The organism is Thermosipho atlanticus DSM 15807 (assembly GCF_900129985.1).
Lineage (GTDB): Bacteria > Thermotogota > Thermotogae > Thermotogales > Fervidobacteriaceae > Thermosipho_A > Thermosipho_A atlanticus.
Window position 1 is genome coordinate 261,067 of record NZ_FQXN01000002.1, and the last position, 25,041, is coordinate 286,107.

Sequence of the window (25,041 nt, forward strand, 5' to 3'; positions counted from 1 at the left end):
TTTATTATATCACAAAATGTGGTAAAATAGTTAGTAAAGCGAAAGATTTTTCGGAGGGATGACATTGGATTCAAAAAACAGGATTGATGTGCTTAGTAGGGGAATTTTCTCGTCTTTATTTTTATTAAGTTGGCCAATAATAATTTCAAATCTTATGCAAACTTTATACAATGCTGTCGACGCTTATTTTTTAGGTAAGTTAGGAAAAATAGAATTTTCGGCTCCAACAATTGTTTGGCCTCTTATTTTTGTTTTTATTTCTCTATCTATAGGTTTTACACAAGCGGGTGTTACGCTCGTTGCTCAGTATACTGGAGCCAAAAACAATGAAAATGCAAGAAAATCTGCTGGTCAAGTTTTACTAATATCAAGTATTTTAGGAATTGTACTTTCCTTAATTGGAATTATTATTTCGAAACCTGTTATTTCATTGATAGCTGGTAATGAAAGCAAAGAGGTTGTAAAATATGCGGTTTCTTATTTTAATTTAATTATGTTAGGATTGCCATTTGCATTTGTTTTTAACTCAGTTTCTGCAATTTTAAGAGGGTGGGGCGACTCGAAATTTACAATGAATATAATGTTAATTTCAACTATTTTAAATATAATATTGGATCCATTATTGATTTTTGGCTTTAGTTCTTTACCAGCATTAGGGGTAAAAGGAGCAGCAATTGCTACCACTACTTCAAGGATTGTTGCTGCTGTGATTTCAATAAATCATTTGTTTACTGGGAAGAGAGGTTTTAAAATTGCTTTGAAGTGCTTAAAACCCGATTTTAGATTAATAAAAAAAGTTTTTAGGATAGGACTTCCTGGTTCAGTAAGTATGACTTTTACATCTTTGGGTTTTGTTGTAATTATGCGATTTGTTTCTAGTTTTGGGCCAACTGTGGTTAGCGCATATGGAGTGGGGAATAGAATAATAAATTTTATTACTATGATTTCGTTTGGAATTGGGAGTTCAGTTACAACTATGATTGGACAGTTTTTAGGTGCCAATGACATAAAAAACGCTGAAAAAACAGTAAAAATTGCATTTGTTACTAATTTTTTGATTGTTTTATCTTTAAGTACACTAACTTTTCTGTTCGGTGGAAACCTTACTAAGTTTTTTATAAACGATTCAGAAGTAATTCAGGTCGGTTATTTGTTCTTTAAATATGTTTCATTTTCTTTGCCGTTTTTTACATCGATGACTGTATTTACGAATACTTTGATAGGTGCTGGAAGAACAGAACTATCAATGATAGTTGATATAACAAGACTTTGGGGTATCAGAGTGCCTTTAATTGCAATATTTTCTTCGCGTTTTGGTTTTAAAGGATTATTTTTTGCTATGATAATAAGTAATATATTAGCTTTAATTTTAGCATGGTTATTTGTGAAATTTGGAAATTGGAAAAAATCAATTGTACATAGCTAAGGAGGGATTTAGATGATTTTTACGAGTGAGAAGGTTGTAAAAAAAGAAAGAAAGTACTTTAAGGATTTGGATCCAACAAATGCTGAAGATATTGTTGCAAAGTTAAATGAGCTTATAGACACACCCATAAATGATGAGAAAGATATCATTGAAATTGTTGAGAAGTTTACGGAATTAGCTGATGCAGTCTCTGAAGAGATGGGGTGGAGATACATAAATATGACAAGATTTGCAGATAAAAAAGAGTTTGCGGATAAATTCAACAGTTATTTTGCAAATGTTGTTTCGAAAGTTAGACCATATTCTTTTAAGCTTGAAAAGAAAATATATGATTCGCCCCTTTCGAAAAATTTATCAGAAAAATACCAGCACATGATGAATATAATTTCTAGGAATATTGAAATGTTCAGAGAAGAAAATATTCCTTTGCAGGTGGAGGAAAGAAAAATATCAAACAAATATGGTGCAATTTTTGGTTCCATCACAGTAAAATTTGAAGGTAAAGAGAAAACTTTACAACAACTTCTGCCATATTTGAAATCACCGGATAGAGATATCAGAGAAAGAGCCTGGAGAAAAAGATTTGAGGGTATCCTTGCAAAAAAAGAAGAGTTTAACAAAATTTTTGATGAGTTAAAGGAGCTTAGAATTAAACAGGCTAAGAATGCTGGTTTTGATAATTACAGAGATTATATGCATAATCTCAAGGGAAGAACCGAATATTCCGTAAAAGATGTAATAGCTTTTCATGACGCTGTTGAAAAAAAAGTAATGCCATTTTTTAAAGAAAGAATGGAAAAACGGGCGAAAAAATTAGGTATAGTTACGGTGAGACCATGGGATAGAGCAGTTGATGCAGATGGGAAAGTTTTAAAACCTTTTGAAACTATCGATGAATTTATAAATAAAGCAATAAAAATATTAGGTAAAGTGAAACCAATTTTTGGAGAACGCCTCGAAATGATGAAAAATTCTGGTTTGTTAGATTTAGAAAATAGAAAAGGAAAAGCTCCTGGAGGATATAACTATACACTACCTGAAACTGGTGCACCATTTATTTTTATGAATGCAACAGGCCAAAGTGGTGATGTAAGAACTTTATTACATGAATCAGGGCATGCAATGCATACTTTCGAAACAGTTAATATACCAATTATGTATTATAGACCTTCAAGATCGGAGATCAATGAGTTAGCTTCAATGAGCATGGAACTTTTGACACTTCACTATTGGCAAGAGTATTATCCAGATAGTGAAGACTTCAAAAAAGCAATGATTGAAGAGTTAGAAAATGCAGTTTTATTTTTACCATGGTGTATGACTGTGGATGCATTTCAACAATGGATTTATACTCATCCAGAACATACACCAGAAGAAAGGGCAGAGTATTTTGGAAAGCTTATGGACAGATTTAATCAAGGGGTTGATTGGACAGGGTTAGAAGAAGAAAAAAGATATAGATGGTTGTTCCAACTCCATATTTTTCAAGCTCCATTTTATTATATTGAATATGGTATTGCTCAGTTGGGGGCATTAGCTATATACAAAAATTATTTAGAAAATCCACAAAAAACAATAGAAAATTATATCAACTTTTTAAAAGAAGGATATAAAGCACCTATAGATAAAATTTATGAAATTGCCGGTATTAAGTTAGATTTTTCCGAAACTTATATTGGCGAAATAGTAGATTTTGTTAAAGAACGTTTGAATGAACTTGAAAAATGAGTGTGAGAAAAATCAGTATAATAAGGATTTTATAGTTAACAGGCTCTTAAAAGGGCCTGTTTTTCTTTTTATGAATTGAATTTTTTGAATTTAAAGATATAATAATGTTGAAGAATAAATTTGAAATGAGGTGATATAAAATGTATGATGTTGTAATAATTGGTGGAGGTCCTGGAGGATATGTTGCAGCAATTAGGTTATCTCAATTAGGGAAGAAGGTTGCGTTAATAGAAAAAGAAAATTTAGGAGGAACGTGTACAAATAAAGGTTGTATTCCTACAAAAGCCATGCTAGCAGCTGCACATTTATATACTGAAATTAATTCAAAAGCAAAAAAGTTTGGTATTTCGGTAGAAAACGTTTCATATGATTTGACAAGTATTATGAAGCATACCAATAAATCTATTACTATGTCGAGAAAAGGAATCGAATTTTTAATGAAGAAAAATAAAATAGATGTCTTTAAAGGAACAGGAATCATCGAAGATAAAAATCATGTGAGAATTAAAGAAACTGACGAAACTATAGAGGGTAAATATTTAATTTTAGCTCATGGTTCTACCCCTACAATTTTTTCGCCATTTGACAAAGTAGAAGGAATTTGGACGAGTGATGATGTTTTTAAGATGAAAAAATTGCCGGAGGATATTTTAGTTATAGGCGGTGGAGTTATAGGAGTAGAATTCTCAACATTTTTTTCATCGTTGGGAAAGAAGGTAATACTTGTGGAGTTAGAGGAACATATTTTACCATTTGAAGATAATGATGTTGCAGAAGTTATAAGAAAGTCATTGGTTAAAAAAGGAGTTCAAGTTTTGGAAAAAACAAAAGTAACTGATATTAAAAAAGAAAATGAGAGATATAAAGTGATTGTTCAAAATGAAAAAGAATTAATAGAATTATCTGTGGAAAAAATATTATTAGCTGTTGGAAGAAAGCCCAATATACCAGAAGATGTTAGAAAATTAGGTGTGGAAATAAAGAGAGGAGTTGTAACAGATAATAAGATGAGAACAAATATAGAAAATGTTTATGCAATTGGTGATGTTCGAGGACAGATAATGTTAGCACATGTTGCAATGTTTGAAGGAATTGTTGCAGCGCATAATATAGCCGGTGAAGAAAAAGTTATGGATTATAATGCTGTGCCATCGATAATTTTTTCAAATCCTGAAGTTGCTTCTACAGGTTTGAAAGAAAAAGATGTTGATCCTGAGAAAGTTATTATTGGAAAATTTCCAGTTTCGGCAAATGGAAGAGCGAGAACTATGGAAGAACGAGAAGGCTTTGTAAAGGTAATTGCTGAAAAAGGTACAGGAAAAATAGTTGGAATTAGTATTGTTTCACCTTCGGCTACAGATATGATAATGGAAGGGGTAATAGCTGTTAAGCATGGATTGACTATAGAAGAACTTGCAAGTGCAATCCATCCGCATCCAACTTTGACAGAAACTATTTTGGGTGCTATTGAAACTGCAGAAGGTATGGGAATTCATATTTAATAGATTTATTAAGCATAAAATATATTAAGTGGCTCTATTGAGCCACTTTTTTATTTTATATGTTGACTGAGAAAATGATTTGATATAAAATAGTTATACATCAAACTATTAGACGTTTAAGAATAGGAGGTAAAAATATGAATTTTAATGATTTTTCAGAAGTTTTTAAACTATTATCTGAGTTTGGTAAGGTTCGGTTTCAAATTTTAAGAAGTGCATTAGAAAATGATAACGTTCATCCTGGACAAGTCCCAATGCTTTTTATAATATCCAGCAATCCAGGAATTTCGCAAAATGAAATTGCAAAAAGAATGCATATTACATCCTCAACTGTTGCAATAATGTTGAGAAGGATGGAAAAACATGGTTTGGTGGAAAGGAAGCAAAATGAACAAGATAGGCGAGAATTGAAAGTCTATTTAACCGAAAAAGCTAAGAAGCTTGTGGAGAAGCTTTTTGAAAAAATGAAAAATTTTGAGAGTTTGAGTTTGAGAAATTTCAGTAAAGATGAAATTGAAACTTTTGAAAACCTTTTAAGGAAAATGTTGAAAAATTTGGAGGCGATGAAACATGATGAAACTTTTTAAATATCTAAAAAAATATTCGTTTTTAATAACTTTTGCTATAATTTTCGTTATTTTCCAAGGATTGTTGAATTTATATCTTCCAGATTTAATGGCAGATATTGTAAATCAAGGTGTAGTTAGAGGAAACATAGATTATATATTAAACATTGGTGGAAAAATGTTGTTAATTACTCTTTTAAATATTACATCTGCTGTAATTTCTACTTATTTTGCTGCAAAAGTTGCGATGTTGTTTGGAAAGGATCTAAGAAGTATGGTTTTTAAGAAAGTGATGAATTTCTCTTTACATGAAGTTGATAAATTTGGAACATCTACTCTTATTACAAGAAATACCAACGACATTACTCAAATCCAAACTGTGGTTTTTTTAATGCTTAGGTTGGTTTCATTGGCCCCAGTTATGGCTATTGGTGGAACGATTATGGCAGTTTCAAAAAGTGCAAAACTTTCAATGGTATTGCTTGTTTCGATTCCTGTAATGTTTGTAGCGGTATACTTTATAGCCAAGTATACAATGCCATTATTTAGATCTATGCAAAAAAAATTAGATAAATTGAACAGAATTTTGAGAGAGAATTTAACCGGTGTAAGAGTGATAAGAGCGTTTGCAAAAACAAATTATGAAAAACAGAGATTTGAAATAGCAAATGAAGATTTAACTCAAACAACATTAAAAGTGAATAGGGTTTTTGCATTAGTTTTTCCTTTTATTATGTTGGTTATGAATTTTACAATAGTTTTTTTGATTTGGATTGGAGCAGTTCAGGTTGATAAAGGAACATTACAGGTTGGGGATATTATGGCGGTAATGCAATATGTTATACAAATAATGTTTTCATTTATAATGATTTCAATGATCTTTATATTTCTTCCACGAGCATCGGCTTCAGCAGAAAGAGTTTATGAAGTTTTAAGTTCTGAGACAAGCATAAATGAACCAGAAAACCCTGTTATACCAGAAAGGAAAGGAGAAATTGAATTTAAAGATGTTACTTTTTATTACGAAAAAGCAAAAGAACCGGCTTTGCAAAATATAAGTTTTAAGGTTCATCCTGGTGAATTTGTGGGAATAATTGGTAGTTCTGGTTCAGGAAAAAGTACGCTTATTAACCTTTTATTGAGATTTTATGATGTTTCAAAAGGCGAAATATTGATCGATGGTGTAAATATAAAAGATTTATCTCAGAAAGAATTGAGAAATATGGTCTCTTTAGTTCCTTCGAGGCCTGTAATTTTTTCAGGTACAATAGAAGACAATGTGAGAATAGGTAAAGAGAATGCAACTGAAGAGGAAATAATAGAAGCGTTAAAAGTAGCCCAAGCTTGGGACTTTGTTTCGAAACTTCCAAACGGTATAAAAACAGAAGTTTCACAGGGGGGAACAAATTTATCTGGAGGGCAGAAGCAAAGGCTTGCAATAGCAAGGGGCATAATTGGGGAGAAAAAAATATATATATTTGATGATAGTTTTTCTGCTCTTGATTTTAAGACTGATTCAAAAGTAAGAATGGCATTACGTGAAAGGTTAAAAGATTCAACCGTTATTATTATTTCTTTAAGGGTTGCTACTATTATGAATTTAGACAAAATAATCGTTTTAGATAACGGAAAAATTGCTGGAATAGGTACACATAAGGAATTGATGCAAACTTCTCATGTTTATAGTGAGATTGTCACCACGCAGCTTTCTGAGGAGGAGATAGCATGAGTAACGAAAAAGTCCAACATCGAGGTTTTCAAAGGCCCCGAGGTGGTCATGGCCCTCTTCGTGGAGTTGTAGAGAAACCAAAAAATTTTAGAAAGTCTTTTGTAAGATTAATGAAATACTTAAAACCATATATAATTCCTTTGATAGTAGTGTTTGCACTTGCTATTACAGGAACTGTGTTGAGTATAATTGCTCCAAAAATCCTGGGAAAAGCTACGACGAAGATTTTTCAGGGGTTTCTTGCAAAGAAAATCTTTCCAAAAGCAAAGATAGATTTAGAGGGGATTTTGAATATATTAATAAAGGTTGGAATACTATATGGATTGTATGCTTTATTTATGTACATCCAACAATATATTATGGCTGGAATTTCACAAAAAGTTGTAAAGAGATTAAGAACAGAAGTCATGGATAAATTAACAAAACTTCCTTTAAAATTTTATGATTCTAGAACACATGGGGAAATTTTAAGTAGAATAACCAACGATGTAGATTTAATAAGTAATACGTTAAATCAAAGTTTGACACAATTTGTGACCTCGCTTGTTACTATTGTGGGTGTGATTATAATGATGTTAACTATAAGTCCGCTTTTGACGTTAGTCACAGTGGGTATTTTACCGTTGAGTATTTTAATTATCAGTTTCATAGTTAAAAGATCACAAAAATATTTTAAAATGCAACAAATGTCTATAGGAAAAGTTAATGGTCATGTAGAAGAAATGTTTGCAGGTTTAGTAGTTGTAAAAGCTTACAATAGAGAAGAAGAAAGTATAGAAAAATTTGAAAAACACAATAATAACTTGTATAACGCTGCTTGGAGAGCACAGTTTATTTCAGGTATTACGATGCCGTTAATGAGATTTGTAAGTAATCTAGGATATGTTATAGTTGCAGTTGTTGGAGGAATCATGGTTACAAAACGTACTATAGAGTTGGGGGATGTACAAGCTTTTATACAGTATTCAAATCAATTTTCTCAACCTATAGCTCAGGTAGCAAATATAATGAATATGATTCAATCAACAATAGCGGCTGCCGAAAGAGTTTTCGAAATATTGGATGAAGAAGAAGAGTTACCAGATCCTGAAGATGCCATTGAAATTCAAGAAGTTAAAGGGAATGTGAAGTTTGAAAATGTTTATTTTAGTTACAGAACAGATAAAAAACTTATCGAGGATTTAAATATAGAAGTGAAAAGTGGACAAACAGTTGCAATTGTTGGGCCAACTGGAGCGGGTAAAACCACTCTTGTAAATCTACTAATGCGTTTTTATGAAATACAAGGTGGGAAAATAACTATAGATGGAATTGATATAAGGAGAATTAAAAGAGAAAATCTTAGAAAAATCTTTGGAATGGTTCTTCAAGATACTTGGTTATTTAATGGAACAATTGAAGAAAACATTGCGTATGGAAAAGAAAATGCTTCACGAGAAGAAGTAATTGAAGCTGCAAAAAGAGCTCATGCTCATCACTTTATAATGGCTTTGCCTGGTGGTTATGATGCAGTAATAAATGAAGAAGCATCAAATATTTCTCAAGGCGAAAAACAATTAATTACTATTGCAAGGGCATTTATTGCTGATCCAGATATATTAATTCTTGATGAAGCAACAAGTAATGTAGATACTTTAACTGAAAGATACATACAAAAAGCGATGAAAAATTTGATGCATAGTAGGACAAATTTTGTAATTGCTCATCGGTTGTCTACGATTGTTGATGCAGATATAATACTTGTTATGAATGAAGGACAGATAATTGAGAAAGGTACACATAAAGAATTAATGGAAAAAAATGGGTTTTATGCGGAATTATATAAAAGTCAGTTTTTAGGAGCTTATGTGTAGGCAGCTTTTAGCTGCCTTTTTTTATATCGAAAATGTGGTAAAATATAAAATGGAAGGAGGAATGACTTTGGAGAAAGTCGTACTTGTTAGATATGCAGAAATTGGTTTAAAAGGTAGGAATAGAGGTTATTTTGAAAGTAAATTAATAGAAAATATAAGAAAAATCGTAAAGCCACCCGAAATCAACAAAAGGTATGGAAGAATTGTTATAAGGTTGAAAGAACAATTATTTGAGGAAATAGAAGATAAACTTAAATATGTATTTGGAATTCAAAATTATAGCTTTGCTTATGCGGTAGTACATGATATTGAAAAGATAAAGAAAGCAGCTTTTGAATTGATGAAGCTAAATTTGAAACAGCAGAAAACGTTTAAAGTTGAAACAAAAAGATCGTTTAAACAGTTTCCGATGAAATCTCAAGAGATGAGTGCTTACATTGGTGCTTATTTGTTAGAACAATTTCCCCAATTGAAAGTTGATGTTCATAATCCGGAAATAACTGTAGGAATAGAAATAAAAGAGAAAGAAGTGTTTGTATTTATTGATAAGAAGAAATTATATGGAGGGTTACCAGTTGGAGTTTCTGGAAAAGCTTTGTTATTATTAAGTGGAGGAATAGATAGTCCTGTTGCTGGTTGGTATATGTTGAAAAGAGGTGTGAATATTGAAACTATTAGTTTCTTAAGTCCACCTTTTACTACTGAAAAATCAGTAAAAAAAATATTGGATCTTGCAAACATTTTGGCAAACTATGTACCAGATTCTCTTAGGGCGTGGATTGTTCCTTTTACAGAAATTCAACAATATATTAAGAATAATGTTCCTGACAGATATTCACTAATTGTTCAAAGAAGAAGTATGATGAGAATAGCAAACAAATTAGCAGCCAAAATAAAGGCAAAAGCACTTATAACTGGAGAAAATGTAGGTCAAGTTGCAAGTCAGACATTGACAAACTTGCATAGTATCGAAAATGTTTCTAAATTACCTGTCTTAAGACCTTTAATAGGTTTTGACAAAACAGAGATTGTAAATAAATCGAAAGAAATTGGTACATATGAAATTTCTATTTTGCCTTATATTGACAGCTGTGTCGCGTTTGCTCCCAAAAATCCTGCCACTAGTTCCTCAATTAATAAACTTGAGGTAATTGAAAGTAAATTGAAAAAGCTTTCGACTTTGGAGGAAACAGTTTTTGAAAAGATAAAAAAATATGTTATTGGGAGGAATGTATGAAAAGAGTTATAAGTTTTTTTTATACAATTTACTTATTTGTTGGAGCAACTATATATGTATTTGTATATGGTGGAATAGTATTAATGATTGGTGGATTGTTAAGATTATTTAGTAAAAACCTTTCGAAAAAGTTTGTTGTTAAACAAATTGAAACATTTGGTAGAATGGCTTTCAAACTTTTAGGGATAAAAGTATATAAATTTGGGGAGATTAGTAAAACAGATAACAACTTTTTAATAGTGTCTAATCATCAAAGTGCACTTGATATTCCACTTGTTATAGGTTATGTAACTCCTGCTGCTTTTATTGCAAAAAAAGAGTTAGCAAAGGTTCCAGGAATTAATTGGTATTTAAAATATTTAAATAGTGTGTTGATTGATAGAGGAAATATTAGGCAAACTGCTGCAGCACTAAAAGAAGTGGTTAAAAGATTAAGACGTGGAGTACATTTCATTATTTTTCCGGAGGGAACCAGAAGTGAGGATGGAAAGGTTTTATCTTTTAAACCAAGAAGTTTGGAATTAGCATTTAAGTATAAAGTAAAAGTTTTGCCAGTTTCAATTTGGGGACTTCATAGGGTATGGAAAAAGAAAAGATTTTTAATTGAAAGACATCCGGTATATATTAAAATACACGATTTTATTGATCCAAAAGATTTTAATAGTGAGGAAGAACTTCGAATTCATGTAGAAAATGTGATAAAAGAAGGAGTGGAATTTTTAGAAAGGAGGCATTATAGTGAAGAAAGCTAAAGTAAGAGCGCTTGTTTTGGATAAATTAAATAACGCTCCGGTTGTTTTATTGGAAATTGAAGGTACAAAAAAGTTATTACCTATTTGGATTGGTGCTTGTGAAGCAAGTATAATTGCTATGATCTTGGAAAGGAATGAATTTGAAAGACCACTTACCCATGATTTAATGTTAAATATTATTGAAGGTCTTGAAGCAAAGGTTGAAAATGTTGTGATACATAAGATAGAAAATAGTACATTTTATGCCAAAGTGGTATTGAAAGATCTGACTATTCCTCCTGAAGAGAGTGAGGAACAATTCGTAGAGTTTGATGCTAGGCCTTCAGATTGTATCATAATTGCTTTGAAAACTAATTCTCCAATTTTTGTTTCAGATGAAATAGTAGACTCGCATGCTATGGAATTTGAAGGCAAGGCTTTTGAGACAGAAGATGATGAATTTAGAAAATTTGTGGAAAACTTAGATATCAATGAATTTAGGAAAAGAATAAAGAAAGACGAAACTCAAAATAATGAAAACGATAATTAAATGATGATCATGAGTAGAAAAGGGGAGAAATAAAATGCTTCACTTATTTTTAGGGCATTACGTAGCTGATCATGGTTTTACGAATAATAGTAAAATTAGACATTTAAAAGGGTGGAAAATAGTAGAACATATGATTTGGTCTGTATTTGCTATTTTGGCTTTTACTTTTGATACCCTCTTATTTAATGTACCTATTGTTTTATTTTCTTTTATTTCTATCCACTTATTATTGGATTATCTGAGAATAAAAGTGAATAAAAAGTTATATTATCATTTTATAGAATTAACTGGGATTTTGGTTGCGCTTATTTTTAACTTTTCTGTTGTAAATTATTTTAGTACTTCTTATCTTTCGAAAGAATTTGTGATGTATTTATTAGGAATGGCTCTGGTAACTACAGCTCTTTCTTATTTCTTTAGAAATTTTTATCCTGCTATAGAAAATTTTGAAGATTTAGAGGGGATATCTGAAAGGTTAGCTTTTTTTGTCTTTTTCTTGGCGAATAAACCAAGTTTCGCTTTTATATCCCTTTTGTTGGGTTTTCTTTATAGACTTTGGAAGGTCAAAAAATTTGACCATGTTTGGTGGATAAGTCCATTATTTGCAATTTTGTTTTCGTTTTTGTGGAAGGGGCTGGTTTTTTAGGCCTCATTTTAAGGGGGGAGCCCTATGAAAAAGATTAAATATCTTATATATATTATATTTTTAATAGCAGCTTTTAGTGGTATTTATTTAGTTGTAAATTACTCTAAAGAAATACCTCCTAATTTGATTTTGCATGAACCTGAGAACAATGCATACTTAAATTCTAGAAATGTTCACTTTTCTTGGGATGTAATTTATGATAAAAATGTTGATTTTTTAAAATCTTTGTATATAGGAAATGCTACTCCATCAGAATTAATCTATGAAGGTTTAGAGAATTCATTTGAAATAGATAATTTAAAACCTGGAGAGTATTATTGGAAAGTTATCTTAAAATATGGAAAAAAAATAATAGAAAGTCCTGTGTATACTTTTTCAATTGTAAATAACCCTCCTCAAGTTCCTGTCTTAGAACTTCCAAAAAATGAGAGCAAAATTTTGGATAAAAGAGTCACTTTTTCTTGGAAAACTTCCGATCCTGATGGAGATACATTAAGATATGATCTTTATTTTGATAAATATCAAGAACCAAAACTTTTTGTTGCCAATCTTTCAAATAGTACTTTTACAATTTCCGACCTTGCACCGGGAATATATTATTGGAAAGTTTTAGCAAAGGATTCATATGGTGCTATTTCTGAAAGTGAAGTATTTTCATTTGAAGTGGCTTCAGAAGGGCCAAAGAAACCAGTTATTGAGATTAGAAAAGTGGGAAATTACTTAAGGGTATATTGGGAAAAGAAAGAAAATTTGAAATATACTTTAGAAATAGATGAAGAAGGCAAATTAAAAACAGTACAAGTTGATAATTCTTATTATGATATAAAGATTAAACCTGGTGTTAAGTATAAATTCCGTTTAAAAGTTGAGGATCGTTATGGTCAAGTAGCTTACAGTGAATTTAAGGAATTCAGAGTTATAAATAATCCACCTGAATATGTAATTTACTTTCCACCAAATAATTTAAAAGGAGTGACTAATAAGATAGTGTTTAAATGGGAACTATTTGATCCAGAGGATGAACCTACAGTAGATTTTTATTTTGGTGAAAGTCCAGAGAATCTTAAACTAATTGTTGGAAATTATAAAGGTAAAATATTTGAGATGGGTGGGTTAAAACCAAATACTAAATATTATTGGAAAATAAAGGTTTCCGATCCATATGTTTCAATTGACTCTCCTGTATATGAGTTTAGCACAGGCCCTAAATTAGAAATTAAAAATGTTTTTGGAACTAATTTGGATGATCAAGTAAATGATTTCATAAAATATAACAATTATTATGTTATTTTAGGAACGCAAAATGAAAAGTATCCGTTCCTTTTAAAATTAGAAGGAAATAAAAAAGAAATAGTAAATATAAATGTTGAAGGGAATGGTGTAAAACTTTTGAACAAGGGGGAAATAATATACGTTTTAGGAAACTTAAATAGAGAACATGGAGATATATTTTTGGCTGCTGTAAAAGATTGGAAAGTTAGTTGGATGAAAACTTATGGTGGAACTTTTAAGGATGTAGCTTCAGATATGCTTATCGAAGACGATGGAATATTAATTCTTGGATATAGTTGGTCTAGCAATTTTGTTGGTAAATTATATGGCTGGTGTGATATTTTTTTGATGAAGGTAGATTTTAGTGGGAATATCTTGTGGATTAAAAAATTTGGGGGAAGTCAATACGATGAAAGTGTAAAATTGTTGAAATTAAATGATAATTATGTTATAGCCGCAAATACTACTTCTCGTGATTTAGATGTTCCAAGAAATTATGGTCTCAATGATATATGGGTTTTTTCTGTAAATAGAGATGGAAAATTTAAGTGGTTACGTGTCTTTGGAACAGAGGACTCTGATATTGTTACGAATATGAAAATATATGATAATAAAATATATGTGTTGGGAAGGACTTATCGAGGGAAGAATGGAGAAATAAGCGAAAATTCGAACATATGGTTAATTATATTGGATGAAAATGGAAATAAAATAAAAGAATATGTATTTTCAGGAAACGGGAATGATATTGCAAATGATCTTTTGATTAGCGGAAATTATTTTTGGATCTTTGGCCGTACTAATTCTACATCGGGTGATTTCTACGCAAATTACTATTTTAAAAAAGGATTTTACGATTTTTTCATAACAAAAGTTGTTAATGGTACTTTTATCTGGTCAAGAGTGACAGGAGGTTATGGTTATGACGAAATTAAAAAGGCGCTAGTAGATGGTGATAAAATAGTATTTGTTGGAAATACGACTTCAACGGACGGAGAATTTGAATTTAATAACGGTAGTACGGACATTTTCATGGGAATTATGGAAATTGAGAGGTGAGTTATTGTTGATTAAGGAATTTTTGAAGAAGAGATGGCCTTTTTATCTTGCAGGAATTTTAACTTTGATTGTGGTAGATACGTTACAACTTATTATTCCAAAATTTATTTCGAGAGCGATTGATGGGTTGAATGTAGAGACTCCAGATGTATCACTTGCAAAATTAATGGCGTTGGGAATTATTGGTATTGCCGTTGGTATGTTTATTACGCGATTTTTATGGCGAATTTTTATAATTGGTAATGCAAGGAAATTTACATATGAAGCGAGAAATTTGTTGTATGATAAAATTTTGTCGCTTGATATGTCTTTTTTTGATAAGCATAGAAGTGGAGATTTAATGGCGCACTTTACAAACGATATGAATAATTTAGAGAGAATGTTGGGGCCCGGTATTGTAATGATGGTTGATGCTGTGTTTATGTCTTCTATAACTTTGTTTTTTATGTCTACAAGTGTTGGTTGGCATTTAACGTTGGTAGCAATTGTTCCGTTGCCTATAATAGCGATTATTTCATTGATTTTTGGAAAGTTCATATATAAAAGGTCAAGAAAAGTCCAAGATACATTTTCAGATTTGAGTGGTTTTACTGAGGAATCGATAGATGGTATTAGAGTTGTAAAAACTTTTTCTATTTTGCCAAAGTTCCAAGAGATATTTGCGGATAGATCGTTTAGAAACTTTAGGGCAATGATTTCCTTAATTAAAGTTTGGGGTGTAATGTGGCCTTTAATTCATTTTGTTAGTTCTTTATCATACTTTTTGACGATCGCATATGGTGGTCCTATGGTTATTAATTCAAAAATTACTTTAGGTGAATTTTTTGCATTTAATAATTACATTGGTATGATTGTTTGGCCATTAACAGCTTTTGGTTGGGTGATTAATATAGTCCAGAATGGAAGAGCTTCTTATTCAAGGATTTTAAAAGTTTTGAATACAATGCCAAAAGTGCAGGAACCAGAGAATCCTGTTGAAATCGGTAAAATTAAGAGTATTAGTATAAAAAACCTTAGTTATTCTTATCCTGGTGAAGATAGATTTGTTTTGAAGAATGTAAATATGTTTATCGAAGAAGGACAGTTAATAGGGATTGTTGGAACAGTCGGGAGTGGTAAGTCTACTATTGTGAAGATTATAAGTAAGTTATATCCTGTGGAAAGAAATCGTGTTTTTATAAACGGAGTTGATATTAACGATATTTCTTCCGAAGTTGTGAGAACAAAAATTTCTTATGTTCCACAAGAAACTTTTTTATTTTCGAGTACTGTGAAAAATAATATTGCTTTTGGTGTTGAAGAATTTAATGAAATGAAAGTCAAGGAATATGCAATGTTATCTGCAGTTCATAAAGATATAGAGAGATTCCCAAAAGGTTACGATACTGTTGTTGGCGAAAGAGGTGTGACCCTTTCAGGAGGGCAAAAACAAAGAATTACTATTGCAAGAGCGTTAATGAGGGACGCCGATGTTTATATTTTTGATGACTGTCTTTCGGCGGTTGATCCAGAAACAGAAGAGCAAATTATTGAAAGTTTGAGAAGAAGTATGCAAAATAAAACAATGGTTATTATTACTCATAGGTTAAAGGTATTACAGGATGCAGATATGATATATGTTTTTGATGAAGGGAAAATTGTTGAAAAAGGTAAGCATCATGAATTACTAGAAAATAATGGTTTATATGCAAGTATGTATAAGAAACAGTTAATTAAGGAAGAATTATAACACATTTCAAAAGGAGGTGTTTGTATGAATAAGGTTAAACTGTTTGTTTTAATTATGTTAATTGTTGCCATTAGTCTTTTTGCAACGAAAGTTACTATTTTCCATATTAATGATACACATGGGCATGCTTGGACTTTTAGTGAGTACAAAAATCCTAATATTGGTGGTTTTGCTGTTATTGCTTCAATAATTGATAAAGAAAGGGCAGTTAATCCTAATGTTTTATTCTTACATGCAGGTGATTTGAATACGGGAGTTCCTGAATCTGATCTTCTAAATGCGTTACCTGATATTTTTGTCCTTAACAGAATGAAACTAACTGCGATGGCAGTAGGTAATCATGAATTTGATAAAGACAGATCAGTCCTTGAGTATCAAATGAGTATTGCAAAATTCCCATTCTTATCTGCAAATATTTATAAAAATGGGAAGCCATTTTTTACACCTTATATTATCAAAAATGTGGGAGGAGTAAAAGTCGCTATTTTCGGATTAACTACTGAAGAAACAGCAATTCTTGAACCATTGTACAGTTCTGATTTGGAATTTAGAAATGCTATTGAAGTAGCAAAAGAATTAGTTCCAAAATTAAGAGCAGAAGCTGATGTAGTTGTTGCCCTTACCCATCTTGGAATGGGAATGGAACATGAAGGAGATTATACAACTTCTGAACAGCTTGCACAAGCTGTTGATGGTATAGATGTAATTATTGATGGACACAGTCATACAAAATTAGCTAAAGCTAAAGTAATCAATAATACAATAATTGTTCAGGCTTGGGAATGGGGTAAAATATTAGGTAAATTGGAACTTGATGTTGAGAATGGAAAGATAGCAAATTGGAATTGGACACCAATTCCGGTTAAACTTGAAGGCAATGAAGAAGCGCTTTATGTAAAAGTTCCACTTGATATATTTGCAAAGATGGGTTCAGAGAAACTTGATACAGTCATTGGAGAAACAAAGATATTACTTGATGGTGAAAGAGCCCATGTAAGATCTGGTGATACAAATCTAGGCCATCTTATAACTGATGCAATGCTTTGGAAAACTGGTGCAGAAATTGCATTACAAAATGGTGGAGGAATAAGAGCTTCAATAAAGCCTGATAAAATAACAATTAGGGATATTTTAACAGTTCTTCCATTTGGAAATACCGTATATGTTTTAAAATTAAAAGGTTCGGAATTGTTAAAGGTTCTTGAATACGCAGCAACAATTCCTGAAGGAAAAGGAGCCTTTTTACATGTAGCAGGTTTAACTTGGAAAAGCGAAGGAGGAAAGGTAACTGAGGTGTTAGTTAACGGAAAACCACTTGATCCTAATAAAATATATCTTGTAGCTACAAACAATTATATGGCTGGTGGTGGTGACGGATATTCGTTATTGAAGGAAAATAAATCTTCAGGATACGATACTGGTTTTGTTTTAGCTGACGTTGTAGTTGAATATATTCAAAAAGGATTAAACGGAAAAATCGAAACGTACGATGATACCCCAAGATATATAAGGAAATAATTGTCAAAAGAAAGGAAGCCTTAAGGCTTCCTTTCTTTTTAGGGGGCTAAAGTATGATCAGAAAAGTGAATAAAAAAGATGATTTATTGAAAGTAGCCGAATTGATCTATAGTACTGATGAAGAGCTTTTTTCTTTTCTTTTTGGAAAGAAAGAAAAGGCTATTTTCAAACTTGCTAGACTGGTTGAAAAAGAATCAAATGTTTTTTCTTGCAAAAATATATATGGATATTTTGATAAAGAATTGAAAGGTATACTAATTGTTTATGATTTAAAAAGTAGAGACACACAGGGGAAGTCAAAAGATTTTATGGAGGTATTTTCACTTGTTGAATTATTTATACTATTTTTAAAAAGTGTAATATTAAAGAATTTAATGAGTTTGGAAGGGTTAGAAGGGTTATATATTCAGAATATTAGTGTTGATAAGAGATTTAGAGGTCAAGGGCTTGGTACAAAACTTTTAGAATATTGCATCAGAGTAGCCAAAAAAGAAGGTTATAAAGAAATTTACTTAGATGTTGAAAAAAGTAATAGAGCTAAGAATTTATACTTGAGAAAGGGATTTAAAATTATTGATGAAAAAAGGTCGATAATAAGAAAATTCAGCATATATAGGATGAAAAAAGATATTTAAAAAAATAACACGGCCCTGTATGGGCCGTGGTCTACTTTTTCTTTGGAAATTATTCGCGTGGGAATACAATAAATTTTAAAGCAGTTCTGGATTCATTTTCGATGCTAACGTCAGTAAAAGCTGGTACACATACAAGATCAATACCACTTGGAGCAAGATAACCCCTAGCAATTGCGATGGCTTTAACAGCTTGGTTAACTGCACCAGCACCAATAGCTTGGACTTCTGCTTTACCTTTTTCTCTAATAACACCAGCTAAAGCACCTGCAACTTTGTTAGGATTGGAACCTGATGCAACTTTAAGTACTTCCATACTAAAACCTCCTTTACGATGTTGTTAAGTGAAAAATGTGCTAGATCTAGGAGTGAAGCTTTGAAAACTATGGCGCGCCCGGCAGGACTTGAACCCGCAACCATCGGATCCGAAGTCCGACGCTCTATCCAATTGAGCTACGGGCGCGTATTACAACAAAAATGGGGTGGCTAGTGGGATTTGAACCCACGACCACCTGATCCACAGTCAGGCGCTCTACCAGCTGAGCTATAGCCACCACGAGAATTAATTTATATTAATTTTGGCGCGCCCGGCGGGAGTCGAACCCACAACCCCCGGATTAGAAGTCCGGTGCTCTATCCTGTTGAGCTACGGGCGCTCTGGAGCGGGCGACGGGACTCGAACCCGCAACCCTCGGCTTGGAAGGCCGATGCTCTACCAATTGAGCTACACCCGCATTGGTCGGGGCGACTGGACTTGAACCAGCGGCCTCCTGTTCCCAAGACAGGCGCGCTAGCCGACTGCGCTACGCCCCGCAAGTTACTCAAACCGTGAATAATTATAGCATATGCAATATTTTGTGTCAATATGTTGAGAAAATTTAAGTGTAAAAATTTTTATATTTTTTGTTTAATATTTATGAAATTATCAAAGAACACCAGAAATAGCTTTTACTGGACATCTACTTTCACACAAGCCACATCCGAAACATTTTTCGTTATTTATATGTACTTTCGTATCAATGGTAATTGCAAAATATGGACATACTTTTTCACAAATTCTACAAAGTGTACATTTTTCATGATCTACAACAGGATGATTAGGCTCATATTTTACACTTGGTATTTCAAGTTGTGTATTTCTTATATCTTTAACACTTTTAAATCCATATTTTTCAAGTTTTTTTGGTAAGTCATTTATTATTCTTTCATATATGTCTTTTCCGAAAATTAATGCAGACGATAATAATTGTACTGCATCTGCTCCGGCTAACATGAATTCTATTACATCATCTGCACTTTTAATTCCTCCAACACCAATAATTGTAATTTCAGGAAATGAATCTCGAAGCATTTTTACAATAGCAAGTGCTACAGGTTTGATAGCAGGTCCTGAGAGCCATACTTGACCTTTTTCATTCCCAATTAAGATTTTTCTGTTTTGTATATCTATCTTTACTGTAGGACCAAGAGAATTGATTGCTACTATACCGTTAGCTCCATTTTTTAGAGCTACTTCTGTGAATTTGATTGGATCTGGAATATGTGGACTCATTTTCATAAATATAGGTTTATCTGTGTTATCTCTAATTGCTTTTACTATTTCACCAATAGTTTCATAAGTTTTTCCAACATAATGAGTGGATATTTCAAAGGCATCGGCAAATTCGTTTAATTTTGGTATTAATTGTTTCATGTCTTCTTTTGAATATCCTGCACTTATGATCAAAGGTTTGTCCAATTCCTCCCTCAAACGAGGTAAAAATTCACCCAACCATTTTTCGGGAGGATATTCTGACCATAGTTCTGCATTCATAGCAAAGTTATTTTCTCCGTATATACATGGTCTTGGAACTTCGGCTGCTTTTGTAGAAATTGTTTTTGTAACGATGGCCCCGACTCCAGTAGAATCAATGAATTTAATCTTTTCATAATCGCCTACTAAAGGTCCTGATGCTGGCATTACAGGATTTTGGATTTTTATGCCTGAAAATTCTGTTGAAAGATCCATGAGAACTCCCCCTTTAGTTGTTTTTATGGTTAGATCTTAAAGAAATATCTAATACGCCAGATTTGTCAATTATTAAGTACAATTTGATTTTATCTTTGAGAACTATTTTTTTTGAAATTTCCATACTAGAATTTATCCTTCTCAACTCAAGGTTATTACCAGAAATTGAAATCATTATTTTTCTTTTAGTGTTTTCAGTGTTAAATATATGGATTTTGAAGGTTCTCTCTTCAAACTTTTCAGTTTTATAATTATCTATTAATTCTAGATTTGCGTATACGGTCCATCCTTCACCAAGGTTTATTTCAGAAAATTTATTTTCTCCTGTTTTGGGTAGATTGGAAATGTATTTTATAAATTCTGTGTCATTATATCTTTCATAAATTCTAATTTGTCCAGACAATAATGGAACACCTAATCCATTATCTTTAGAATTTTCGAATAGTCTGTAAATGTTGAAAAATTTATTTTCAAAAGAATTTGTATAAAAGTTAAAAGATAAAGAAGGTATATCTTCATAACTTTTAATGGTTCCGAGTTTAAAAACTTTAAAATATTTTCCATTAAATTTTTCAACTTTTCCGAGATTAATCACCGCTTTTTCGTTTATTATTTCAGGTATTCCAAAATTCTCAGAGTTTTGATAATTTTGTTCATACAGTGTTTGTTTTTTAAGATTAGTTGTAGAATATAGATCACTTTGATAATAACTGTCTATCAAAAAAACGTTACTTTGTTTATCTAAGTTACCACTAATCATATATGTTAAATATAAATCACCATTTGTTTTTAAATCGTAAATCAAGTTCCAAGACATTGGTTTTGAAATTAATAAGGTTCCTTCAGCATTTTTGGCGATAAGCCTTTTGTTATATAATAATGCTTCTAAATTGTTTTTTTCCGTTTTGCACCACAAATTGAGTTGTGGATGATAAAAATACACATATTTTTCTGAACTATCTCTTCTTTCCAAAACTAAAGGATTATTATTTATAATTTTCACTTCTTTTGATAAATGATTTTGTAAATCTTCCTTTGTGCTTACAATCAGAAACTCAATATACTTCAAATCAGAATAATCCACTTTGTAAAATTCAGATTTTTCAAGAAAAATAATGTTTTCTTCATTTTTCAAAGGCAGAACAAGCTCAGAAGTAAATGGAAGTTGAACATTAATAATTCCTTTATTTCTGAAAACAAAAACATTGTCAATTGAAAAAACAAGATTATACACAATCAAAAAAACTAAAAGGATTTTTTTCACATTAACTTCCTCCAAGTTTCTCCCACAATCTTTGTGAGACTTTTCTAGCTTCTTTATAAATTTCATTGACATCATCTGTGGGAACCGTTATTTTGTAATTATCCATTAGCAATTTACCATTGACAATCACATGAGATGGTCTGAAGTTATCGAACAAGCCAAAAACAACATGTCCATAAGCGTTTTCCTTATTAATAGGTGTGGGTGGAATATATGGAACAATTATTAAATCAGAGGCATACCCTGGTTGTATTTTTCCTAACTTGATTCTAAGTAATTTGCTTGCTATTTCGTATGTATTTGATATAGAGTATTTTAGATCATCTAACGAGAATGCAAGAGGGGATTTACCTTTTAATTTCATCGAGAAAAATAGATTTAGTAATTCTCTTGCCAAGTTAAATCCTAAACCATCATTACCTACTATCGTTTTTACATTATGTTTCTTCATTTTTTTGTAATCTGGAAGACCAACTGCGTTATTCATATTAGAAGAAACATTTAAAGCAACATAACAGTTATTTTTACTGATGAGTTTAAGTTCCTCCTCAGTAACGTGAACACAATGTGCAAGAATAGAATTCTCTCTAAGTAGGCCAAATTTATTCAAGCGGTTTATAACTCGCATTCCATATTTTGACAGTGAATCTTCTACATCATCTATACTTTCTGCCGTGTGAATATGAATAGGTCCTTTGTAAAGTTCGGATATTTTTTTTAAAGTTTCATCAGATAAGCTTAAAGATGCATGTAATCCAAATAATCCTGCATACATATCAGAACTATTTTCATTTAAAAATGAAAGATTTTCTTGGATACATTCTTCTACGTTGAATCTGTCACTTGTTTCAAAACAAAAAATTCCTCTTAATCCTATTTCATCACACAATGCTTTCCTTAGTGTATTTAAACTTCCCTTAATTTGTTTTCCACTTGCATGATGATCTATAATTGTTGTTACGCCATTTTTAATAAATTCAATTCCTGAAACAAGAGCACTAAAATAATTTTCAGTTTCGCCAAGCTTTGAGTCAAGTTTCCACCATAGCTGGTTTAAGATATCTTTGAAGTTTGTGGGATTAAATGGCAGGCTCAATCCTCTTGCGAAAGCTGAGTAAATATGTGTGTGTCCAATAACTAAACCCGGCATTACAAAATTTCCGTGGGCATCAATTACATACGATGCACCTGGAAATTTTTCCATACTTCCAATTTCAATTATTTCTTTATCGAATAATATATAATAATTTTCATAAAAATTATCAAAATCGAATATGTTAGCATTAATTATAGCTTTCATCAATATTACCTCCTGATAAATTTTCCAAGGGGTGAATTTAATAATTGATTGTCTATCACTAAAATTCCATCTTTAATCACTTTTTCGATTTTTCCTTTGACTTTCATATTTAAGAAAAGATCGTAGTCGGCTTTTGTATGACTCTCTACTATTTTTCCGTTATAATTAGGATTGAAAATTACGATATCAGCATCAGCCCCTGGGAGTAGTGTTCCTTTTTTAGGATATAGACCGAAAAATTTTGCGGGGTTTATTGTAAATCTATTGATTATTTTCTCACCAAATAACGAAAACATTAATACGAATGAATGTTCAATTCCTCCAATTCCCATGGGAAGATTTCCTGTTTTCTTTTTTCTCTTATCTTTCTTATTAAATGAGCAATGATCAGTGCCAATTGAAAAGATATTGTCAATGTTTGCTTTCAGTTTTTCTTTTTCAATTTTACTTCTAAGAGGAGGTGTCATGGCGTATAGATAAGCATTTTTTCCATTGTATACTTCGTCATCAAAATAAAAATAATGTGGGCAGCTTTCAAAAAATAAATTCTTGTTATGAATTTCTGTAAATTTATTTTTAACTTCTTCAATTGAAGTTCCACAAGTTGTATGCACAATATAAGCGGTTCCTTTTGTTTGATAAATAAATTCAGAAATTTTAATTATTTCAGAAATTTCAGAAATTTCTGGTCTTGCTTTCGAATGGAGATTAATTGGAACATTTTCAACTATCATATCTTCATTTTCGGCATGAATTAAAATTGGCACGTTATATTCTCTTGATTTTTCAAATAGTTTATACAACAGTTTATCAGAGGTTCTTCTTTTACTAGAAGAATAAGCAGTAAATACTTTTATAGACCTTGTTCCTAGTTTTTTTGACATTTTAAACAATGTATCTAAATCACCATTGAACTGACCAAGAGTAACGTGGAAAGAAAAATCTGTTCTTGAATTTTTGGCTGCTTTTAATCTTCTATTAAAAGCTTCTTCAAGTTGCTCAAGAGAATTTATTGGATCTAAAAAGTCAATTATTGTAGTTACACCACCAAATAAAGCAGAAATACTCCCACTCTTGAAATCATCGATAGATGTATATTTTCCAAGATTTAATTCGAAATGTACATGTGGATCAATAAAACCGGGAAGGACAACCTTCCCGGTTGCATCAATTTCTTTTTTGCATTTTTGATAATTTGTTGATAAGTCAACGATTTTTCCTGCATTGATATATACATTTAAATGGATGAAAATTCCATCCACAAATACCTTTCCGTTTATAATGCCAATGTCATGCATTATTAAAATCTTCCTCCCATTAATAATGCCATGACAGCTTTTGCAGTATGCAATCTGTTTTCTGCTTCGTCATAAACTACTGAATGTGGGCCATCTATTACACTATCAACTACTTCCTTTCCTCTATCTGCAGGTAATGCATGCATATAAATAGAATGTTTTTTGGTGAGTTTCATTAATTCTTCTGTACAAATCCAATTTTTGTGTTTTGCTTGTTCGGCTCTTATTTCATCAGGATTATCTGATACAAAGAATCCTCCCCAATTTTTTGGAATTACAACGTCTGCATCGACAAAGGCATCTTCCATTTTATGAGAAATTTCTAGTTTCCCACCATATTTTTCTGCGTTCTTTTTAGCTTGCTCTACAATTTCTGGCATAAGGTCAAAGCCTTCCGGATACGCTAGTGTTACATCCATTCCAAATCGTGTGAATAGTAAGATTTGAGATTGAGGAACAGATAACGGTTTAAGATGACTTTCAGCATATGCCCAACTGATTCCAACTTTTAATCCTTTAAGGTTCTTTCCGAATTTTTCTTGAATTGTCATTAAATCTGCCAAAACTTGGAATGGATGATAAACATCATCTTGTAAATTCATTACAGGAGCTTTTGAATGTTTAGCCATTTCTCTTATATATTTGTTCCCTTCTTTAAATTTACAAAATCTAATACCTATTCCATCACCAAATCTTGAGAGAATAATTCCCGTATCTTTTGCTACTTCACCATGAGCGATTTGCATTTTATCAGGAGTTAGAAATATTCCTGTTCCGCCAAGTTGAGCAATTCCGGCTTGCATACTGTTTCTGGTTCTAGTACTTTCATCGAAGAAAATTAAGAATAGAGTTTTGTAGAGTAGATAAGGTGTTGGTACTCCATGGGTGAATTTGATTTTTAAATCTCTTGCTAGATCAAGCATTAATTCGATTTCATCATTTGTAAATTCTTGTGTAGTGATAAAATGTCTTCCTCTAAAAAATGTTGACATC

At 31.6% G+C, this 25,041-nt stretch carries 20 protein-coding genes and 5 tRNA genes; 14 read left to right on the forward strand and 11 right to left on the reverse strand.

The window, feature by feature from the left end:
• The first annotated feature begins 64 nt into the window (after positions 1 to 64).
• From BUB65_RS03580 to BUB65_RS03645, 14 genes are all read left to right on the forward strand, one after another.
• The gene (locus BUB65_RS03580) at positions 65 to 1,426 is read left to right on the forward strand and encodes an MATE family efflux transporter (RefSeq protein WP_143606660.1); all 1,362 of its coding nucleotides are present in this window, start codon (positions 65 to 67) and stop codon (positions 1,424 to 1,426) included.
• A 12-nt stretch (positions 1,427 to 1,438) separates the two neighbouring features.
• Positions 1,439 to 3,154 (forward strand): M3 family oligoendopeptidase, encoded by a 1,716-nt coding sequence (locus tag BUB65_RS03585; RefSeq protein WP_073072307.1) that lies wholly within the window; start codon positions 1,439 to 1,441, stop codon positions 3,152 to 3,154.
• 140 nt (positions 3,155 to 3,294) lie between these two features.
• Positions 3,295 to 4,656 (forward strand): dihydrolipoyl dehydrogenase, encoded by a 1,362-nt coding sequence (gene lpdA / locus BUB65_RS03590; protein WP_073072309.1) that lies wholly within the window; start codon positions 3,295 to 3,297, stop codon positions 4,654 to 4,656.
• A gap of 137 nt (positions 4,657 to 4,793) precedes the next feature.
• Entirely contained in the window at positions 4,794 to 5,243 is a 450-nt protein-coding gene (locus tag BUB65_RS03595; RefSeq protein WP_073072312.1) for a MarR family winged helix-turn-helix transcriptional regulator, read from the forward strand.
• Positions 5,227 to 6,951 carry an ABC transporter ATP-binding protein gene (locus BUB65_RS03600; protein WP_073072314.1) on the forward strand — a complete coding sequence of 575 codons (1,725 nt, stop codon included), beginning with the start codon at positions 5,227 to 5,229 and terminating at the stop codon, positions 6,949 to 6,951. Before BUB65_RS03595 ends, BUB65_RS03600 begins: the two co-directional genes overlap by 17 nt.
• On the forward strand, positions 6,948 to 8,804 hold the full coding sequence (locus BUB65_RS03605) for an ABC transporter ATP-binding protein (protein WP_073072316.1): 1,857 nt from the start codon (positions 6,948 to 6,950) through the stop codon (positions 8,802 to 8,804). The genes BUB65_RS03600 and BUB65_RS03605 overlap by 4 nt, the downstream gene beginning before the upstream one ends.
• A gap of 67 nt (positions 8,805 to 8,871) precedes the next feature.
• A complete protein-coding gene (gene thiI / locus BUB65_RS03610) occupies positions 8,872 to 10,041 on the forward strand; it encodes a tRNA uracil 4-sulfurtransferase ThiI (protein WP_143606662.1) in 1,170 nt (389 codons plus the stop codon).
• Positions 10,038 to 10,793 (forward strand): lysophospholipid acyltransferase family protein, encoded by a 756-nt coding sequence (locus BUB65_RS03615; RefSeq protein WP_073072319.1) that lies wholly within the window; start codon positions 10,038 to 10,040, stop codon positions 10,791 to 10,793. Before thiI ends, BUB65_RS03615 begins: the two co-directional genes overlap by 4 nt.
• Complete coding sequence (locus BUB65_RS03620) at positions 10,780 to 11,322, forward strand: bifunctional nuclease family protein (RefSeq protein ID WP_073072329.1); 543 nt, start codon at positions 10,780 to 10,782, stop codon at positions 11,320 to 11,322. Before BUB65_RS03615 ends, BUB65_RS03620 begins: the two co-directional genes overlap by 14 nt.
• A gap of 34 nt (positions 11,323 to 11,356) precedes the next feature.
• The gene (locus BUB65_RS03625; RefSeq protein WP_073072331.1) at positions 11,357 to 11,968 is read left to right on the forward strand and encodes a hypothetical protein; all 612 of its coding nucleotides are present in this window, start codon (positions 11,357 to 11,359) and stop codon (positions 11,966 to 11,968) included.
• 24 nt (positions 11,969 to 11,992) lie between these two features.
• The gene (locus BUB65_RS03630) at positions 11,993 to 14,299 is read left to right on the forward strand and encodes a fibronectin type III domain-containing protein (RefSeq protein ID WP_073072333.1); all 2,307 of its coding nucleotides are present in this window, start codon (positions 11,993 to 11,995) and stop codon (positions 14,297 to 14,299) included.
• Positions 14,300 to 14,306: 7 nt separating this feature from the next.
• Entirely contained in the window at positions 14,307 to 16,028 is a 1,722-nt protein-coding gene (locus BUB65_RS03635) for an ABC transporter ATP-binding protein (RefSeq protein WP_084728029.1), read from the forward strand.
• A gap of 24 nt (positions 16,029 to 16,052) precedes the next feature.
• Positions 16,053 to 17,546, forward strand: a complete 1,494-nt coding sequence (locus BUB65_RS03640; RefSeq protein WP_073072335.1) for a bifunctional UDP-sugar hydrolase/5'-nucleotidase — start codon at positions 16,053 to 16,055, stop codon at positions 17,544 to 17,546.
• Positions 17,547 to 17,599: 53 nt separating this feature from the next.
• Entirely contained in the window at positions 17,600 to 18,181 is a 582-nt protein-coding gene (locus BUB65_RS03645) for a GNAT family N-acetyltransferase (protein ID WP_073072336.1), read from the forward strand.
• Between the two features lie 49 nt (positions 18,182 to 18,230).
• Here the strand turns inward: BUB65_RS03645 and BUB65_RS03650 are convergent, their stop codons facing one another.
• The 11 genes from BUB65_RS03650 to BUB65_RS03700 all read right to left on the reverse strand — a co-directional run bounded on the left by BUB65_RS03650 (position 18,231) and on the right by BUB65_RS03700 (position 25,040).
• Positions 18,231 to 18,494, reverse strand: a complete 264-nt coding sequence (locus tag BUB65_RS03650; RefSeq protein WP_073072337.1) for a stage V sporulation protein S — start codon at positions 18,492 to 18,494, stop codon at positions 18,231 to 18,233.
• 70 nt (positions 18,495 to 18,564) lie between these two features.
• Positions 18,565 to 18,641, reverse strand: a tRNA-Arg gene (locus BUB65_RS03655).
• Between the two features lie 15 nt (positions 18,642 to 18,656).
• A tRNA-His gene (locus tag BUB65_RS03660) sits at positions 18,657 to 18,732 on the reverse strand.
• A gap of 25 nt (positions 18,733 to 18,757) precedes the next feature.
• Positions 18,758 to 18,834 (reverse strand) — tRNA-Arg (locus tag BUB65_RS03665).
• Positions 18,835 to 18,836: 2 nt separating this feature from the next.
• Positions 18,837 to 18,912 (reverse strand) — tRNA-Gly (locus BUB65_RS03670).
• Between the two features lie 2 nt (positions 18,913 to 18,914).
• Positions 18,915 to 18,991: transfer RNA gene (locus BUB65_RS03675), tRNA-Pro, on the reverse strand.
• 112 nt (positions 18,992 to 19,103) lie between these two features.
• On the reverse strand, positions 19,104 to 20,186 hold the full coding sequence (locus tag BUB65_RS03680) for a 4Fe-4S binding protein (protein ID WP_073072339.1): 1,083 nt from the start codon (positions 20,184 to 20,186) through the stop codon (positions 19,104 to 19,106).
• Between the two features lie 13 nt (positions 20,187 to 20,199).
• Positions 20,200 to 21,450, reverse strand: coding sequence for a hypothetical protein (locus BUB65_RS03685; RefSeq protein ID WP_073072341.1), 1,251 nt, complete (start codon positions 21,448 to 21,450; stop codon positions 20,200 to 20,202).
• Between the two features lies 1 nt (position 21,451).
• Positions 21,452 to 22,750, reverse strand: a complete 1,299-nt coding sequence (locus BUB65_RS03690) for an amidohydrolase family protein (protein ID WP_073072343.1) — start codon at positions 22,748 to 22,750, stop codon at positions 21,452 to 21,454.
• 5 nt (positions 22,751 to 22,755) lie between these two features.
• Positions 22,756 to 24,048, reverse strand: coding sequence for an amidohydrolase family protein (locus tag BUB65_RS03695; protein ID WP_073072345.1), 1,293 nt, complete (start codon positions 24,046 to 24,048; stop codon positions 22,756 to 22,758).
• A gap of 2 nt (positions 24,049 to 24,050) precedes the next feature.
• Positions 24,051 to 25,040, reverse strand: coding sequence for an ornithine carbamoyltransferase (locus BUB65_RS03700; RefSeq protein ID WP_073072346.1), 990 nt, complete (start codon positions 25,038 to 25,040; stop codon positions 24,051 to 24,053).
• Position 25,041: the final 1 nt, after the last annotated feature.

Excerpts from the sequence above, each read along its gene's own strand:
- BUB65_RS03625 (WP_073072331.1), top strand. The coding sequence starts at position 11,357 with ATGCTTCACTTATTTTTAGGGCATTACGTAGCTGATCATGGTTTTACG.
- BUB65_RS03585 (WP_073072307.1), top strand. The coding sequence starts at position 1,439 with ATGATTTTTACGAGTGAGAAGGTTGTAAAAAAAGAAAGAAAGTACTTT.
- BUB65_RS03680 (WP_073072339.1), bottom strand. The coding sequence starts at position 20,186 with ATGGATCTTTCAACAGAATTTTCAGGCATAAAAATCCAAAATCCTGTA.
- BUB65_RS03630 (WP_073072333.1), top strand. The coding sequence starts at position 11,993 with ATGAAAAAGATTAAATATCTTATATATATTATATTTTTAATAGCAGCT.
- BUB65_RS03645 (WP_073072336.1), top strand. The coding sequence starts at position 17,600 with ATGATCAGAAAAGTGAATAAAAAAGATGATTTATTGAAAGTAGCCGAA.
- BUB65_RS03640 (WP_073072335.1), top strand. The coding sequence starts at position 16,053 with ATGAATAAGGTTAAACTGTTTGTTTTAATTATGTTAATTGTTGCCATT.
- BUB65_RS03695 (WP_073072345.1), bottom strand. The coding sequence starts at position 24,048 with ATGCATGACATTGGCATTATAAACGGAAAGGTATTTGTGGATGGAATT.
- lpdA (WP_073072309.1), top strand. The coding sequence starts at position 3,295 with ATGTATGATGTTGTAATAATTGGTGGAGGTCCTGGAGGATATGTTGCA.
- BUB65_RS03600 (WP_073072314.1), top strand. The coding sequence starts at position 5,227 with ATGATGAAACTTTTTAAATATCTAAAAAAATATTCGTTTTTAATAACT.
- BUB65_RS03605 (WP_073072316.1), top strand. The coding sequence starts at position 6,948 with ATGAGTAACGAAAAAGTCCAACATCGAGGTTTTCAAAGGCCCCGAGGT.
- BUB65_RS03650 (WP_073072337.1), bottom strand. The coding sequence starts at position 18,494 with ATGGAAGTACTTAAAGTTGCATCAGGTTCCAATCCTAACAAAGTTGCA.
- BUB65_RS03615 (WP_073072319.1), top strand. The coding sequence starts at position 10,038 with ATGAAAAGAGTTATAAGTTTTTTTTATACAATTTACTTATTTGTTGGA.
- BUB65_RS03690 (WP_073072343.1), bottom strand. The coding sequence starts at position 22,750 with ATGAAAGCTATAATTAATGCTAACATATTCGATTTTGATAATTTTTAT.
- BUB65_RS03700 (WP_073072346.1), bottom strand. The coding sequence starts at position 25,040 with ATGTCAACATTTTTTAGAGGAAGACATTTTATCACTACACAAGAATTT.
- BUB65_RS03595 (WP_073072312.1), top strand. The coding sequence starts at position 4,794 with ATGAATTTTAATGATTTTTCAGAAGTTTTTAAACTATTATCTGAGTTT.